This is a genomic window from Streptomyces siamensis, assembly GCF_039543605.1.
Lineage (GTDB): Bacteria > Actinomycetota > Actinomycetes > Streptomycetales > Streptomycetaceae > Streptomyces > Streptomyces siamensis.
Map to the genome: position 1 here is coordinate 241230 of NZ_BAABKB010000013.1, position 14936 is coordinate 256165.

Annotated in this window: 19 protein-coding genes; 9 read left to right on the forward strand and 10 right to left on the reverse strand. The window is 70.4% G+C overall.

Annotated elements, in window-relative coordinates:
* Positions 1 to 331: 331 nt before the first annotated feature.
* On the reverse strand, positions 332 to 1555 hold the full coding sequence (locus ABEB03_RS19750) for an NAD(P)-dependent malic enzyme (RefSeq protein WP_345650527.1): 1224 nt from the start codon (positions 1553 to 1555) through the stop codon (positions 332 to 334).
* 539 nt (positions 1556 to 2094) lie between these two features.
* On the opposite strand from ABEB03_RS19750, the gene ABEB03_RS19755 reads away from it, so the two are divergent.
* From ABEB03_RS19755 to ABEB03_RS19765, 3 genes are read left to right on the forward strand one after another with little or no spacing between them, the layout of a single operon-like run.
* The gene (locus ABEB03_RS19755; RefSeq protein ID WP_345650529.1) at positions 2095 to 3051 is read left to right on the forward strand and encodes an ABC transporter substrate-binding protein; all 957 of its coding nucleotides are present in this window, start codon (positions 2095 to 2097) and stop codon (positions 3049 to 3051) included.
* Between the two features lie 28 nt (positions 3052 to 3079).
* Positions 3080 to 4045 carry an amino acid ABC transporter permease gene (locus ABEB03_RS19760; protein WP_345650532.1) on the forward strand — a complete coding sequence of 322 codons (966 nt, stop codon included), beginning with the start codon at positions 3080 to 3082 and terminating at the stop codon, positions 4043 to 4045.
* Positions 4045 to 4806, forward strand: a complete 762-nt coding sequence (locus ABEB03_RS19765) for an amino acid ABC transporter ATP-binding protein (RefSeq protein WP_345650536.1) — start codon at positions 4045 to 4047, stop codon at positions 4804 to 4806. Before ABEB03_RS19760 ends, ABEB03_RS19765 begins: the two co-directional genes overlap by 1 nt.
* Positions 4807 to 4920: 114 nt before the next feature.
* On the opposite strand, the gene ABEB03_RS19770 is transcribed toward ABEB03_RS19765, so the two are convergent.
* From ABEB03_RS19770 to ABEB03_RS19780, 3 genes are all read right to left on the reverse strand, one after another.
* Positions 4921 to 5703, reverse strand: a complete 783-nt coding sequence (locus ABEB03_RS19770; RefSeq protein ID WP_345650540.1) for a hypothetical protein — start codon at positions 5701 to 5703, stop codon at positions 4921 to 4923.
* The gene (locus ABEB03_RS19775) at positions 5700 to 6188 is read right to left on the reverse strand and encodes a sigma-70 family RNA polymerase sigma factor (RefSeq protein WP_345650543.1); all 489 of its coding nucleotides are present in this window, start codon (positions 6186 to 6188) and stop codon (positions 5700 to 5702) included. The genes ABEB03_RS19770 and ABEB03_RS19775 overlap by 4 nt, the downstream gene beginning before the upstream one ends.
* Positions 6189 to 6315: 127 nt before the next feature.
* Positions 6316 to 7086, reverse strand: a complete 771-nt coding sequence (locus ABEB03_RS19780; RefSeq protein ID WP_345650546.1) for a class I SAM-dependent methyltransferase — start codon at positions 7084 to 7086, stop codon at positions 6316 to 6318.
* Positions 7087 to 7186: 100 nt separating this feature from the next.
* Here ABEB03_RS19780 and ABEB03_RS19785 point away from each other — a divergent pair, with 100 nt between their 5' ends.
* The gene (locus ABEB03_RS19785; protein ID WP_028802091.1) at positions 7187 to 7816 is read left to right on the forward strand and encodes a CGNR zinc finger domain-containing protein; all 630 of its coding nucleotides are present in this window, start codon (positions 7187 to 7189) and stop codon (positions 7814 to 7816) included.
* Here the strand turns inward: ABEB03_RS19785 and sodX are convergent.
* Complete coding sequence (sodX, locus tag ABEB03_RS19790; protein WP_345650877.1) at positions 7720 to 8154, reverse strand: nickel-type superoxide dismutase maturation protease; 435 nt, start codon at positions 8152 to 8154, stop codon at positions 7720 to 7722. The two genes, ABEB03_RS19785 and sodX, sit on opposite strands and share 97 nt — an antisense overlap.
* A 145-nt stretch (positions 8155 to 8299) precedes the next feature.
* On the opposite strand from sodX, the gene sodN reads away from it, so the two are divergent.
* Positions 8300 to 8695 carry a superoxide dismutase, Ni gene (gene sodN / locus ABEB03_RS19795; RefSeq protein WP_023546844.1) on the forward strand — a complete coding sequence of 132 codons (396 nt, stop codon included), beginning with the start codon at positions 8300 to 8302 and terminating at the stop codon, positions 8693 to 8695.
* A 116-nt stretch (positions 8696 to 8811) separates the two neighbouring features.
* On the opposite strand, the gene ABEB03_RS19800 is transcribed toward sodN, so the two are convergent.
* Positions 8812 to 9738: a hypothetical protein gene (locus tag ABEB03_RS19800; RefSeq protein WP_345650556.1), complete on the reverse strand. Its 927-nt coding sequence runs from the start codon at positions 9736 to 9738 to the stop codon at positions 8812 to 8814.
* 68 nt (positions 9739 to 9806) lie between these two features.
* Between ABEB03_RS19800 and ABEB03_RS19805 the strand changes: the two genes are divergently transcribed.
* From ABEB03_RS19805 to ABEB03_RS19815, 3 genes are all read left to right on the forward strand, one after another.
* Positions 9807 to 10454, forward strand: coding sequence for a hypothetical protein (locus ABEB03_RS19805; protein ID WP_345650559.1), 648 nt, complete (start codon positions 9807 to 9809; stop codon positions 10452 to 10454).
* Positions 10455 to 10563: 109 nt separating this feature from the next.
* A complete protein-coding gene (locus ABEB03_RS19810) occupies positions 10564 to 11436 on the forward strand; it encodes an ATP-grasp domain-containing protein (protein ID WP_345650562.1) in 873 nt (290 codons plus the stop codon).
* Entirely contained in the window at positions 11433 to 12185 is a 753-nt protein-coding gene (locus tag ABEB03_RS19815) for a VOC family protein (RefSeq protein WP_345650565.1), read from the forward strand. Before ABEB03_RS19810 ends, ABEB03_RS19815 begins: the two co-directional genes overlap by 4 nt.
* Here the strand turns inward: ABEB03_RS19815 and ABEB03_RS19820 are convergent.
* The 3 genes from ABEB03_RS19820 to ABEB03_RS19830 are packed head-to-tail and all read right to left on the reverse strand — an operon-like array spanning position 12182 to position 13479.
* Positions 12182 to 12520, reverse strand: coding sequence for a DUF952 domain-containing protein (locus ABEB03_RS19820; RefSeq protein WP_345650567.1), 339 nt, complete (start codon positions 12518 to 12520; stop codon positions 12182 to 12184). The two genes, ABEB03_RS19815 and ABEB03_RS19820, sit on opposite strands and share 4 nt — an antisense overlap.
* A gap of 54 nt (positions 12521 to 12574) precedes the next feature.
* On the reverse strand, positions 12575 to 12868 hold the full coding sequence (locus ABEB03_RS19825; RefSeq protein ID WP_345650570.1) for a hypothetical protein: 294 nt from the start codon (positions 12866 to 12868) through the stop codon (positions 12575 to 12577).
* 26 nt (positions 12869 to 12894) lie between these two features.
* Positions 12895 to 13479, reverse strand: coding sequence for a dihydrofolate reductase family protein (locus ABEB03_RS19830; protein ID WP_345650575.1), 585 nt, complete (start codon positions 13477 to 13479; stop codon positions 12895 to 12897).
* 115 nt (positions 13480 to 13594) lie between these two features.
* On the opposite strand from ABEB03_RS19830, the gene ABEB03_RS19835 reads away from it, so the two are divergent.
* A complete protein-coding gene (locus ABEB03_RS19835) occupies positions 13595 to 14185 on the forward strand; it encodes a TetR/AcrR family transcriptional regulator (RefSeq protein ID WP_345650579.1) in 591 nt (196 codons plus the stop codon).
* Between the two features lie 4 nt (positions 14186 to 14189).
* Here ABEB03_RS19835 and ABEB03_RS19840 read toward each other — a convergent pair whose 3' ends face one another.
* Positions 14190 to 14792: a GNAT family N-acetyltransferase gene (locus ABEB03_RS19840; RefSeq protein WP_345650582.1), complete on the reverse strand. Its 603-nt coding sequence runs from the start codon at positions 14790 to 14792 to the stop codon at positions 14190 to 14192.
* Positions 14793 to 14936: the final 144 nt, after the last annotated feature.

Genomic DNA, 14936 nt, shown 5'->3' on the forward strand with positions numbered 1-14936 from the left:
CTGAACGGCCTCGTCCTCGATCGTCGGACGGGCTGAAATCAGCCCCTCCGGCGTTTGAGGAGCGGGGTCCGGGGCGGAGCCCCGGGTACGGGACGGGCAGGGACGGCGGGGCGAAACACCACCCGCCCGGACCAACCCCCGGGCGAAGAGCCCAGCCGGACCGACCGCCCGGCGGGAAAAGCCCCGGTCCGACGGACCCCCCGGAAAGGCACCGGACCGACCGGCCCTGGGAGAGAAACCCGACCGACCGGCCCCGGGAATGGCAAGGGCCCCGCCGGGACAACCCGGCGGGGCCACAGCGCGCGCACCGCGTCAGCGGCGACGCGCCCCGTCAGCGTCGAGCCACACCCTCGGCCCGCGCGGCCGCGGCGACCGCCGCGGTGACCGCCGGAGTGACCCGCTCGTCGAACGGCGAGGGGATCACGTAGTCGGCGGAGAGGTCGTCCCCGACGACCGCGGCCAGCGCGTCGGCCGCGGCGATCTTCATTCCCTCGGTGATCCGGGACGCCCGCACCTGGAGCGCTCCGGCGAAGATGCCGGGGAAGGCCAGCACGTTGTTGATCTGGTTCGGGAAGTCCGACCGCCCGGTCGCGACGACGGCCGCGTACTTGTGGGCGATGTCGGGGTGGACCTCGGGATTCGGGTTGGCCATGGCGAAGACGAACGCGCCCTCGGCCATCGAGGCCACCGCCGGCTCCGGCACCGTACCGCCGGAGACGCCGATGAAGACGTCGGCGCCCGCCAGGGCGGACTCCAGCGACCCGCTGATCCCGGCCTTGTTGGTGATCTCCGCCAGCTCGCGCTTGACGTCCGTCAGGTCGTCCCGGTCGCGCGACACGACGCCCTTGCGGTCCGCGACGGCGACGTCGCCGAGCCCCGCCTCCAGCAGGAACTTGGCGATCGCGACCCCGGCCGCTCCGGCGCCGGAGATCACCGCGCGCAGGTCGCCGAGCGAGCGCCCGGTCAGCTTCGCGGCGTTCCGCAGGGCCGCGAGGGTGACCACCGCGGTCCCGTGCTGGTCGTCGTGGAAGACGGGAATGTCCAGGCGCTCCTGGAGCTTCCGCTCGATCTCGAAGCACCGCGGCGCCGAGATGTCCTCCAGGTTGACTCCGCCGAAGGAGGGCGCGAGCCGGGCCACGGTCTCGACGATCTCGTCGACGCCCGTGCAGTCCAGCGCGATCGGGACGGCGTCCACGCCGCCGAACTGCTTGAAAAGAATCGCCTTGCCCTCCATGACCGGGAGGGAGGCCTCGGGACCGATGTCCCCGAGACCCAGGACAGCCGTCCCGTCCGTCACCACGGCGACGACGGACGACTTCCAGGTGTAGTCATGGACGAGTTCGGGCTGCTCGGCGATCGCGCTGCACACTTTCGCGACGCCGGGCGTGTACGCCAGGGACAGGTCGTCCTTGTCACGGACGGGCACGGTGGCCTGCACGGCCATCTTGCCACCGCGGTGCAGCGCGAATGCGGGATCGAAGGAATCGAGGGGCTCGGCCCCTCCGTCCTGATCCGTATTGCTGTCGCTGCGAGGATTGACGATCTCCGCTGCCACTTTGTTTTACCCCTTAAATCTTCATGGGTTGAGGGTGACCACTCCTGGTTGAGGGGTGGGCGGGCACCGCGCAGACCCTGCCGCCGTGATTGCGTACGGGCCGTGCGCGACGGGCGCGCCGCACACGCGCCCTGAGCCCCGGATGAGGGGTGTAAAGAACCTTCTTACCCGACTGACAGTGCCGCCGACGAGTCCATAACGTGAAGGTCACACGACGGTGACATGACTCATGGCCAGATGCATTGACAAGTCCGGACATGCACTCATGTTGTCGCGAGCGCGGAGTAACGGTCGCCCGCATCGCGAGATGCGCCGAAGATCTTCCGGCCGGAATGAAAGATTCCCGCACAAGATCCGGCATCGCTGTACCGGTCGGTAGTGGTTCGGGGGTCACCCGTTATCCGATTTTGACATAGCGAGCTCCCTGAATCTCGCGGTCCGAATGGCAAGATGCGGTCATCACACGAGGTCGCGACACCCGAAGGTGTGTGTTCTCGTCGACCTATCGGCTACTCCCTCATCCGCCGGAGGAACCCACCATGACCGCAAGCTCCACCCGTCGTACGACCGCGAAGTCCCGGATAGCAGCGGTCGGTGCGATCGCGGTCGCTGGCGCCCTGATCCTCACCGGCTGCGGTGACCAGACCGACAAGGGCGGCAGCTCCTCGGAGACCGCCAAGTCGAACAGCGCTCCGCTGTTCTCCAAGCTGCCGAAGAAGATCCAGGACGCGGGCGTCATCAAGGTCGGCACGAACGCCGAGTACGCCCCCATGGAGTCGACGGAGGGCGGCAAGATCGTCGGTGTCGACCCCGACCTGGCGGACGCCCTGTCCAAGCAGCTCGGCGTGAAGTTCGAGTTCACCTCCGGCTCCTTCGACGGCCTGATCACGGCCGTCAACTCCGGCCGCTACGACATCGCGATGTCGTCCATCACGGACAACAAGCAGCGCCAGGAGGGCCTGGACGACAAGGGCAAGAAGCTCGGCGAGGGCGTCGACTTCGTCGACTACTTCGTCGCCGGTACGGCCATCTACGTGAAGAAGGGCAACCCGGAGAACATCCAGGGGCTCGAGGACCTGTGCGGCCGGACCGCCGCCGTCCAGCGGGGCACCACGTACGAGAAGGCCCTCCAGGACCAGTCCAAGAAGTGCAAGGACGCGGGCAAGAAGGCCATCAACATCGAGTCGTTCGAGAACGACACCGAGGCCCAGACCCGTGTGAAGTCCGGCGGTGCCGTGGCCGGCATCAACGACTACCCGGTCGCGGTCGACCTGGCCCGCAAGGCGGACGGCGGCAACGCCTTCGAGGTGATCAACAAGCAGTACGACGCCGGCCCGTTCGGCATCGTCCTCAGCAAGAAGAACACCGAGCTGCGCGACGTCCTGAAGGAAGCCGTCGACGCGATCATCAAGGACGGCTCGTACAAGAAGGTCCTCGAGAAGTGGGGCGCGCAGTCGGGCGCGATCGACCAGTCCGCGATCAACGGCGGCAAGTGAGCCGAGCGCACCACTGAAGGGCAGTCACGTGACTGACAATCTCGACAAGTCCCCCGCGGACACTCCGCCCTCGGGGCCGACGCTCTCCAAGACGTCGGTGCCCGCGGGCGGCCCGGAGGCCATCAAGGCGATCCCCGTGCGGCACTACGGCCGGTGGGCCAGCGCCGTCATCGTGGTCGCGCTCCTGGTGGCGCTCGGGTACGCGTTCTCGCAGGGCAACATCCAGTGGCACACGGTCGGCGACCAGCTCTTCGAGTCCAGCGTCGTCAAGGGCGCGGGCCGGACGCTGCTGATCAGCGTGCTCGCCATGATCGTGGGTGTGCTGCTGGGCATCCTCCTCGCGGTGATGCGGCTCTCGAAGAACCCGGTGACCAGCAGCGTCGCCTGGCTGTACATCTGGTTCTTCCGCGGCACCCCGGTCTATGTCCAGCTGCTGCTGTGGTTCAACCTGGCGCTGATCTTCCCGGTCCTCAATCTCGGTCCGATCTACAAGAACGAGATGACGGACGTCATGACCCCGTTCATGTGCGCCCTGCTGGGCCTCGGCCTGAACGAGGCCGCGTACATGGCCGAGATCTGCCGCGCCGGCCTGCTGGCCGTCGACGAGGGTCAGACGGAGGCCGCGCACGCGCTGGGCATGAGCCACGCCAAGACGCTGCGCCGGATCGTGATCCCGCAGGCCATGCGCGTGATCGTGCCGCCGACGGGCAACGAGTTCATCAACATGCTGAAGACCTCGTCGCTGGTGTACGCGGTGACCTACAACGAGCTGCTGCGTTCGACGTCCGCGATCGGTTCCACCAGTTACGCCGTGATGGAGATGCTCTTCGTGGCCTCCATCTGGTACCTGGCGATGACCAGCGTGTTCAGCGTCTTCCAGTACTACCTGGAGCGCTACTACGCCCGCGGTTCCAGCCGTAGCCTGCCGCCCACGGTCTTCCAGAAGATCCAGGCGAACCTGTTCTCGAAGGGCAGCCCGAGGGGAGCCGTGTGATGACCGCCATGGTGAAGGCCGAGGGCGTCCACAAGTCCTTCGGCCTGGTCGAAGTCCTCAAGGGCATCGACCTGGAGGTGAACTCCGGCGAGGTGTTCTGCCTCATCGGCCCGTCCGGGTCCGGCAAGTCGACCTTCCTCAGGTGCATCAACCACCTGGAGAAGATCAACGCCGGTCGCCTGTACGTCGACGGGGAGCTGGTCGGCTACCGCCAGAAGGGCGACAAGCTGTACGAGCTCAAGGACAGCGAGGTGGCCCTGAAGCGCCGGGACATCGGCATGGTCTTCCAGCGCTTCAACCTGTTCCCGCACATGACGGCCGTCGAGAACGTCATGGAGGCGCCCGTCCAGGTGAAGGGCGCCAAGAAGTCGGACTCGCACCACCGGGCGATGGAGCTCCTGGACCGGGTGGGTCTGTCCGACAAGGCGGGCAACTACCCCTCGCAGCTGTCCGGCGGACAGCAGCAGCGTGTGGCGATCGCCCGCGCGCTGGCGATGGACCCGAAGCTGATGCTGTTCGACGAGCCGACCTCGGCGCTCGACCCGGAGCTGGTCGGTGACGTCCTCGACGTCATGCGCGACCTCGCCGAGTCCGGCATGACGATGGTGGTCGTCACGCACGAGATGGGCTTCGCCCGTGAGGTCGGCGACTCGCTGGTCTTCATGGACGGCGGCGTGGTGGTCGAGTCCGGCCACCCGCGTGACGTCCTGACGGACCCGCAGCACGAGCGCACCAAGTCGTTCCTGTCGAAGGTGCTCTGACCTCGGCGTTCGATTCCGCGAGAGCATGAGAAGGGGCGGTACGGGACTCTCCCGCACCGCCCCTTCTCCACGTGTCCGCCCTGCCCGGGACCGCCCTTCTCCGGGTCCGCCCGGCTACGGCAGCAGCTTCGGGTTCAGCGTCAGCTTGCGCAGCTGGTCCCGGTCCAGCGGCGGTGTCCTCAGCAGCGGGCCGAGCTGGCCCTTGCCCTGGAAGCCGCCGTTGGCGCGCACGTGCAGGACCCCGCCGTCGGCGAGCCGGAGGGTCGCGACGAGCTCCGGACCCCAGGTCGGATAGGAGTAGCTGCCGGGATCCGGGGCGCCCGTCCGGTGGATGCCCAGCACGTTCCCGTTCGGGAGCTTCTCGCTGGTGCAGTCCACGGTGCCGTCGCGGGGCGAGTCCTTGCAGGGGTCCTGGAGCCCCAGGCCGCCCGTCTTGGCCTTGATCTCCTTGGCCGTGGACAGGTGGACGCTGATGTAGCCGACCCCGCCGTCCCGGCTGACGGCGTAGTCCCCGTCGTACGGTCCGACGGGCTTGGGCAGCGGGGCCTTCGGCACCTGTTTGACCAGCCGCAGCAGCGAGACCTCGCTGACCCTGCCGGTCCCGGCGGGCAGCAGCTTCGCGAACCGGCCCGCCTTGGAGGTGAACTCTCCGGCGGTGGGCCGGCCGGCCACGTTCGTCTCCCGGCCCCTGTCGTCGAGCAGTCCCGGTCCGAGGACCAGTGCCGCCGCCACGGCCGCCGCGGTGACGCCGGTCGTCGCCGCCCGGCGCCGCCACCGCAGTCGGGAGGCCTGTGCGAAGACGGCCTCGCTGCCGCGGCCGCGCGGTGTCCGGACGTCGTCCACGGCCCGGCCGAGCAGTTCCCGGACGCGCTCCGTCTCCATCTCCTGCACGTTCATACGTATTCCTCCCGCACCGCGGCCCGCAGCGCCGCGAGTCCCCTGGCCGTGTGGCTCTTGACCGTGCTCTCCCGCATCCCGAGCAGCCGGGCCGTGGCGGCCACGCTCAGGTCCTCCCAGTAGCGCAGCACCAGTACGGCGCGCTGCTTGGGCGCGAGCTGCGCGAGGGCGGCCCGCACCACGAGTCCGGTGTCGCTGTCGACCGACAGTTCCGCGACGTCCGGCACGTCGCCGTACGCCTGCTCGCGCCGCCAGAAGCGGCGGCGCGCGGAGATGAAGGTGTTGACCAACGTTCTGCGCGCATAGGCCTCGAGGTTGTCGAGGCGGCCGTGCCGGCGCGCACCGAGGACGACCTTCACCAGGGTCGTCTGGACGAGGTCCTCGGCCTCGTCCCGGTTTCCGCACAGCAGATAGGCGCTGCGGAACAGCGCCGTCCGTCTGCCCTCCACGAAGGCGTGCAGAGCGGCTTCCTCGCCGCGCGTCATCCCGCCCCCTTCCCCGGCCCGCGGTCGCGGGCCGTCCCACCCTTCCAGTGCGGTGGGCTCCTTCGGGGGTTGCAGAAGAGGCGGTACGGATTTTCCGTACCGCCTCCTGAGTGACGTACCGCGGCGGCTACTTGACCGCGAGGACCAGCGCGTCCGAGGGGGAGCGCCAGACCGTCCGGGCCTCCCCGAAGCCCTTCTCGCGCAGGACGCGCGCGTGCCAGTCGGCGGACGGGGTGTCGCCGTCGGCGTGCTCGCCGTAGATCTCGAAGCGCCGGGCGGTGGGGCCGGCGAGGACGGGGTCGGCGGCGGCCAGCTCCCACCATTCGGCCCAGTCGAGGGCGCCGTCCTTCTTGGCCTGATCCATGCGGGCGTGCCGCTGGGCGCGCTCTGCCGCGTTGATCCTGGGGGTCGTCTCGTCGATCATGTGGTCGGCGTTCATGAAGACACCGCCGTCGCGGACGAGTCCCGCGATCCGACCGTAGAGGGCCGCGAGGGGTTCGCTGTGCAGCCAGTGCAGGGCCGTCGCGGTCAGGACGGCGTCGTACGAGTCGTACGGCAGCAGGGACGCCCAGTCCGGGTCCTTGAGGTCGGCCGTGACGAAGGAGACCCGGTCGTCGCCGTCGAAGGTGCCCTCGGCGATGGCGAGCAGCGCGGGGTCGAGGTCGACTCCCGTGCTGACGGCCTTCGGGAAGCGGGCGAGCAGTCGGGCGGTGATGGTGCCGGTGCCACAGGCCAGGTCCAGGATGCGCGGCTCGGGACCGACGAGGGCCTCGACCATGTCGAGCATGACCCGGAAGCGCTCCTCGCGGTCCGGCATGTACCACTCCTGCTGCCGGTCCCAGCTCGTCTGCCAGGCTGCCCAGTCGGTTCCCTGTGTGGTTCCGGTCGTGGTGGTCATGGAGTCCCCTTCATCGCCGCACCTCGTAATACCCTGGAAGCACGATCAGCTGTTACCCGACCGCAGGCATGACGATAGAGCGCGCCCGTAAGGACTACAAGTGGAACTGGCCTATTACTCGGATTACGCCGTCCGTCTCGTCAACAGCGAGGAACCGGCCCGGGGCAAGGACGCGCTGACCTCGGTCGAGGCGGTCCGCGACCTCTTCGGCGGCAACTCCTCGGCCGCGCGCCGTGCCACGGACGCGGACGTCACCCGCTTCCGCTCCGTACGCGCGCGGCTGCGCGGAGTCTTCGAGGCGGCGGACGGCGGCGACGAGACCCTCGCCGTCGACCTGCTGAACTCACTCCTCCTGGAGTTCCCGGTGAGCCCCCAGATCTCCGGCCACGACCACCGGGACGACGACGGCCGCCCCCTGTGGCACATGCACTTGGCGGACCACCCGTCGAACGCGACCGCGGGCTACGCGGCGATCGCCGCGATGGGGCTCGCCTTCCACCTCACCGAGTACGGCGTCGACCGGCTGGGCCTGTGCGAGGCGGCGCCCTGCCGCAATGCCTACCTGGACACCTCGACCAACCGCTCGCGGCGCTACTGCTCGGACCGCTGCGCGACCCGTGCCAATGTCGCGGCCTACCGGGCCCGCAAGCGCCTGGAGGCGGACCGGTCCGACAGCACGGGCCTGGCCGCGCCGAACGCCCAGCGCGCCAGCGCGACCGGCGAGCGCTGACCCCGCTTCAGGGGCCGGTAGCGGAACCACACCTTCCCGAGGACGAGTTCCTCGGGGACGGTTCCGTAGTCCGTGCTGTCCCCGCCCGCGAAGGCGTTGTCCCCGAGCACCCACCAGCCGCCCTCGCGCCGCTCCGCGGCACGTTTGACGACCAGCAGGTCCTGCTGGAACGGATGGCGCAGGACGACGACGTCGCCGGCCCTGACCCGCGCCCCCCATTGCACGACGAGCCGGTCCCCGTGCTGGAGCGTGGGCACCATGGACGGTCCCGTCACCTCGGCCGCACCGAACGGCAAGACGGCCCTCCCACGCTCGGTCTCCTGCGACAGCTCCGGCATCACCGGCACCTCCCCGGTCCTATCCTCCACCAGTCCCAGTTTCACCCTGGACTTTTGTCCTAAGCCCATGGGGGCACTCGCGAAAACCCGTCTTCCACGGAGTAATGTCCCACCTGAGAAGACGATCACGAGGAAGGACAGCTCAATGCTCTCCCGCCTGTTTGCCCCCAAGGTCAAGGTCAGCGCACACTGCGACCTGCCCTGCGGTGTGTACGACCCGGCCCAGGCCCGCATCGAGGCGGAGTCGGTGAAGGCCGTCCAGGAAAAGATGGCCGGCAACGACGACCCGCACTTCCAGGCTCGCGCCACCGTCATCAAGGAGCAGCGCGCCGAGCTCGCCAAGCACCACGTGTCGGTGCTCTGGAGCGACTACTTCAAGCCCCCGCACTTCGAGAAGTACCCGGAGCTGCACCAGCTGGTCAACGACGCCCTGAAGGCCCTGTCGGCCGCCAAGGCGTCCACCGACCCGGCGACGGGCCAGAAGGCGCTGGACTACATCGCCCAGATCGACAAGATCTTCTGGGAGACCAAGAAGGCCTGATCTCTGATCACCTCCTTCTGCGCCGCGGTTCCGTCACCGCAGCGTCTCCCGACCGCACCCGGTCCGTACAGGGCGCCGAGCACGGCGTCCGCCACGGGCCGGGTGCGGTCGTCCTGTCACAGCCAGCCGCGCTCCTTGGCCCGCAGGGCGGCCTGGAAGCGGGTGGTGGCGCCGAGCGGGGTCATCAGAGCGGCCACGTGCGCGCGGTACTTGCGCAAGGACACGTTCAGCGCGCGGGCGGCGGTCTCGTCCTTGTCGTGCTCGGCCAGCGCGCGCAGGACCCGCGCCTCCGTCGCGCTGAGGTCGAGCCCGTCGAGATCCGCGGCCCGCTCCCACAGTTTCTCGAACAGCGCGACGAGCGCGGCCACGATCCCGGGCTGACGGATCATCAGCGCGTCGGTGTCCGACCGGCCCGGTTCGAGCAGCACGAAGGCGACCCGCCGGTCGATGACGAGCAGCGGCAGGAACGGCTCCGCCGTGACGCGGTGCAGGTCGCCCAGGCCGTGCAAGTGCCGGGCGTAGGCCAGCTCTTCGGGCAGGTCGAGGGCCGCGGCGCCGACCAGGGTCCGGCTGACCAGACCGTCGGCGAGCCGACGGCGGTAGCGGCGGGTGGCCTCCTCGGTGTGGTGCCGGCCGCGCGGCAGGGGCTTGGCGTTCATCGTCTCGGCCCGGTCGCGCATCGCGTCGACGCGTCGGTTCACGCCTGCGCTGTCCTCGATGCGTTCGACGAGTTCGACGGGGCGGCCCCGGCGCGCCTCCTCGGCCAGATCGCGCACCACGTCGAAGGCCGCGTCCAGGCGGGCCAGTTCGCGCGAGGTGCGCTCCACCTGGTGGCGGACGAGCAGGTCCACGGTGGCGGCGGGCGGCAACGGGACCAGAGAGCGGTCGATCACGCCCAGCGTCCGCAACTCGTCGAGGACCGTCGCGAGACGGGGCAGGTCGAGTTCCGCCCGGGCCTCGTCGGGGTCGGCGTGCGGTGTGCGCAGGAGATAGCGGTAGACCCGTTCCTGATCATGCGTCAGCCCGAGGCTCTCCAGGCTCATCGGTCCCCCCGTCCCGTGCAGCTTCCTGCACCGAGTCTTGCATCTTCTCCCCGTGCCGAGGCGCACATGTGACCGAGAAGCTGAGGGCCCCGGGTCCGACCGAACCCGGGTCGCACGAGCACTGGGGGACCCTCGTCATGGGCTACATCCGCAGCTTCGTCCCGTGGATCGCCGTGGCCGCGCTCACCGGCACGGTCGACATCCGCGTCGCCGCGCTCACCGGCCTCGTCCTGGCCGCCGGACTCGTCGCGGTCCAGCGCCGCGCGGGCCGCGACTGGGACGCCCAGGTGATCGAGGGCAGCGCCGTCGTGTTCTTCGCCGCCTACACCGTCGCCGCGTGCGTCGCGCCCGGCTCGTCCGCCGTCGTCCACTACGGCCCGCCGCTCTCCTCGCTCTGGCTCGCGGTCACCGCCTGGGGCTCGCTCGCGATCGGCCACCCCTTCACGCTCGGCATCGCCCGCACCCAGGTGCCCGAGAACCGGTGGAACAGCCCGCTCTTCCTGCACGTCAACCGTGTCATCACCGTCGTGTGGGCCACGGCGTTCACCCTCTGCGGCATCGGCGGGGCGCTGCTGTGGCACTACCGGCCGGAGGCGGACACGGCCCGCACCCTGCTCACCGTCGCCGCGTTCGTCCTCCCCGTGCTGTTCACGGTGCGCTTCCCCGAGATCGCACGCGCCCGTCACGCGGCGTCGCGCGACGCGGTCGCCGAGTGACCGATCCGGCCGGGCGCGTCCCGGCCGGCGGCCTCCCCCGCTTCACCGGACGCGGCGGTCCCTGAGAGAGTGCGTTCGAGAAAGCACGACGAACGCCGAGGAGTCCCCCATGCCGTCCGCGCGCCCCCGCGTCCTGTTCGTCAGTGACCTGGCCTACCCGGCCAAGGGCCGCCGCTACTGCGACGAGGACATCTTCCTCACCTCCCGGCTGCGGGAGGAGTTCGACGTCGCCCTGTGCCACCCGCTGGACGCGGAGCGGCTGATGCACGGCTTCGACGTGGTGGTCGTACGCAACAGCGGGCCGGTGCTGAACTACCAGGAGCAGTACGACGCGTTCCGCGCGCGGGCGGTGGCGGACGGTGTGCGCGTGTTCAACGAGCTCTCCGGCAAGGGGGACATGGCGGGCAAGCGGTACCTGCTCGATCTGACGGCCGCCGGGTATCCGGTCATCCCCACCGTCGACCGTGCCGAGGACCTGCGCCTGCTGCCCGAAGCCGGCCAGTACGTGGTGAAGCCCAAGCTGGGCGCGGACTCGATAGGCCTGGAGTTCATCTCGCGCGAGCAGCTCGCCGGGCGCGCGTACGGCGAGGTCCTCGTCCAGCCCCGTATCGACTTCCGCTACGAGGTGTCCTTCTACTTCGTCGACCGCACCTTCCAGTACGCCCTCTACGCTCCCGACCCGGACCGGCGGTGGGCCCTGGAGCCGTACGAGCCGACCGCGGCCGACCGTGCGTTCGCCCAGCGCTTCGTCGACTGGAACGACATCGACCACGGCATCCAGCGCGTGGACGCCTGCCGTGCCCCCGGCGGTGAACTGCTCCTCGTGGAGCTGGAGGACCTCAACCCGTACCTCTCCCTGGACGTCCTCTCGCCCGGCGTCCGGGACTCGTTCGTCGCGAGCGTGAAAACCTCGTTGCGCGGGCTGATCGCGCGGGAGACGGTACGAGCCGTACCGGCCGACCGACAGGGAGCACCCCGATGACCGAGCCGATCCGGTGGACCTACGCCTTCGTCGACCGGCCCCTGAAGGAGTCCGGCGCCGCCCACGACTTCTGGACCGCCGTCACGGGGACGCGGTTGTCCGAACCGCGCGGCGACCGGGACGAGTTCGTCACGCTGCTGCCGGGCGGAGCGGACGCGTGCGTGAAGGTGCAGGGCGTCGAGGACGGCGACGGTGGGGCGCACCTCGACCTGGTCGTCGAGGACGTGACCGCGCTGGTGCGGTCGGCGCGGCGCCTGGGTGCCGAGGTCGTCGCCGGGCACGAGGGATGGACCGTCCTGCGCTCGCCCGGCGGGCAGTCGTTCTGCGTGGTGCCCTGGCAGGGCGAGTCGACGCGCCCACCGGTGATCCAGGTCCCGGGCGGCGGTGCGACCAGCCGCCTCGACCAGGTGTGCCTGGACCTGGCGCCGTCCGTGTACGACGCGGAGGTGGCCTTCTGGGGCGAGCTGACCGGCTGGGCGTCCCGGCCCGGCGCGTTCCCGGAGTTCCACGTGGTCCGGCCGCCCGCGACGCTGCCGTTCCGCATCCTCCTGCAACGCCTGGACGACGAGCGTCCCGCGTCCGCGCACCACGACATCGCGTGCTCGGACGTCGACGCGGTCCGCGCCCACCACGAGAGTCTCGGTGCCACCCTCGTCGCGCGCGGCGCCCACTGGAACGTCATGCGGGACCCCGCCGGCGGCACGTACTGCCTGACCCCCCGGGATCCCGCGACGGGCAGCCTCCCCTAGAGGGTGTGCGGGTCCCAGGTCTCCACGTCCACGACGGCCTCCACCGGGATGGGGCCGTAGACGTGCGGGAACTCCTCGCCCCCCGGCTTCATCGCCTCGTAGCGCACCGGCGCACCGACCCGCTCGGCGTCGATGACGAGGACGACGAGCTCGTCGGGACCGGTGTAGGCGCCGTACAGGAAGGAGGCCACGCCCGGGAGTTGGCGGCGCGTGGAGCAGTGGACGAATCCCTCCTCGCCGAGGGTGCGGCCGCGCGTGGACATCTCGTACGTGCCGGACGCGCGGGCCGCGTCCCACAGGGAACGCTCGGTGATGTGCAGCAGAGGTTCAGGCATGCGCCCACGCTACGGTCCCCCGTCCGTGGCCCGCACACGGACGATGCGCGCTCCCTAGGCGTTCGGGCGCGCCGGCTCCTCGGGACGGTCACCCGGTCCTTGTTCGGGCCGGTCGCCGGCCGCTCCGTCCGTCCGCCCGCCCGCCGCGTCGTCCGGTGTGCGGCCAGGCGCGTCGTGCGGCTCGTGGACGGGGTGCCGGCCGGGCTCGGTGTGCCCGGCCTCGCACTCGGGGTTGCGGCAGGGTCCGGGGCCCCACACGGGGACCCAGGCGCCCAGGGTCTTGTGGCGTCGCACTACGGTGTCGACCGGCTGCCCGCAGGAGGGGCAGACGTGCTCGTCGGTGCCCATGACCCCAGGGTATTGCGGCGGCGCCCTCAGCGCTTCCTGCTGTACGTCCGCACGAGCACGCCGTTCTCGAAGCTGCGCACCGAGTCGAGCGCGAACTCGGCGACGTCGAATCCGGACCCGAACATCGGCATGCCCGAGCCGAGCACCACGGGGTAGGTCTTGATGACGAGCTCGTCGACCTCGTCGATCAGGGCTCCGGCGAGCTGCGAGCCGCCGCAGAGGTAGATCCCGAGTTCGCCGTCCTCGGCCTTGAGTTCGCGGACCTTCCCGAGGACGTCGTCCCCGACGACCGTCACGTTCGGGTCGGGCGACTCGTCGAGGCCGCGCGAGGCGACGTACTCGCGCAGATGGGCGTACGGGCTGGTCACGCCCATGTCCAGCGCCAGGTCGTAGCTGACGCGGCCCTGGATCACCGTGTCGAAGCGGCGGTTGGCCAGCTCGTCGATGCCGAGCGCCTGCCGGCCGTGGGTCGCCAGGGTCTCCGGGTACTCCGCCTTGAGGAAGTCGAGGTACTCCTCGTCGACGAACGGCATGAAGAACTGCCAGTCGCCCTTCGGGTCTGCGATGAAGCCGTCGATCGAGCAGGCGATGAAGTACGTGAGCTTGCGCAAGCGGGTCTCTTTTCGTGGACGACATGTTCGGGTGGTCCGGCCGTCCCGGCCGAACCACTCCAGTTATAGTGCTTCATCTGTAGTGGTTACAAGGGGATTCCCGGAGGACGTCCACATGGCAAGGAACCCGGAACGCAGGGCCGCCCTCGTCGACGCGGCCGTGGCGGTACTGGCACGCGAGGGGGCGCGCGGGCTGACGTTCCGCGCCGTGGACAGTGAGGCCGCCGTACCGGTGGGGACCGCGTCGAACTACTTCACCGACCGGGACGACCTGCTGAACCAGGTCGACGCCCACCTCCACACGCGCCTCGCCCCCGACCCGGCGGTGCTCGCCGAGCTGCTCACCAGACCGAAGGACCGCTCGCTGGTGCTGGAGTTCATGCGGGACCTGCTGGCCCGCGCCACCGGCGACCGCACGGGCTATCTGGCCCTGTTCGAGATGCGTCTGGAGGCCACCCGCCGTCCCGCCCTGCGGGCCTCGTACACCGAGTCGGTACGCGGCGACCTGGAGCAGGGCATGGCGTTCCACCGGGCGGCGGGGCTGCCCGGCGGCGACGAGACCGTGACGGTCCTCTACCTGGCCGTGCTCGGGCTGCTCCTGGAGCAGCTGACCCTGCCGGGTGTCCTGGACGGGGTGCTGCCTGGTGTCGCCGTCCCGGACGAACTGCTGGAACGGATCGTGGCGACGATCGTGCCCGAGGCCTGACGCCTCAGGCCTGCGGCTCGCGCCACATGGGCCACATCTGCGGCCCGTCCGGCAGGTCGAGCGGGCGGCCCTCGACGGCGAACCCGAGCCGCTCGTACAGCGCGCGGCTGCGCGCGCTGCTCGCCTCCAGATAGGCGGGCAGGCCCTCCCGGTCGCAGCGGTCGAGGACGGACCGGATGAGCGTCGTGCCGAGTCCCTCGCCCTGCCGCTCCGGCGCCACGGCGATCATCCACAGATACTCGTGGGCGCGGCCCGCGGGGTGGATGTCCGCCGTCAGCCGGCCGATCAGCTCGACGCGTTCGTTGCCCGGGTCGACGGCCTCGCGCAGCTGCGCCGGACCGTCCTCGTCCGCGTCTCCCCCGTCGTGGTCACCGGCGGGGACGGACAGCCACAGGGCGCACGCGGTGCCGTCGTCGGCCAGGTCCACCCGGCCCTCGGCCAGCACGGCGTCGAGAAAGGCGGCCATCAGCTTGTGGTGCGTCGCACGGCGGTCCGCCTCGTCCGGGAAGACCCAGCCGCTGACCGGATCGTCCTGGAAGGCCTCGTCCAGCAGCCGGACGACCAGCTCTCTGTCGCCCTCGTCCGCCGCCCGGATCGCCACGCCCATGCCCCGCCCCGCCCTTCGCCCCAACTCACCTTGATCGTATGGCCGTTGCAGCCTAGTCGGTCCCCGCGGAGGGCGGGCACCGGAGGTCACGCGCCGGGGACGACGAAAGGGGGGCGGAGCCCGCACACCGTGGGGATGTGCGGG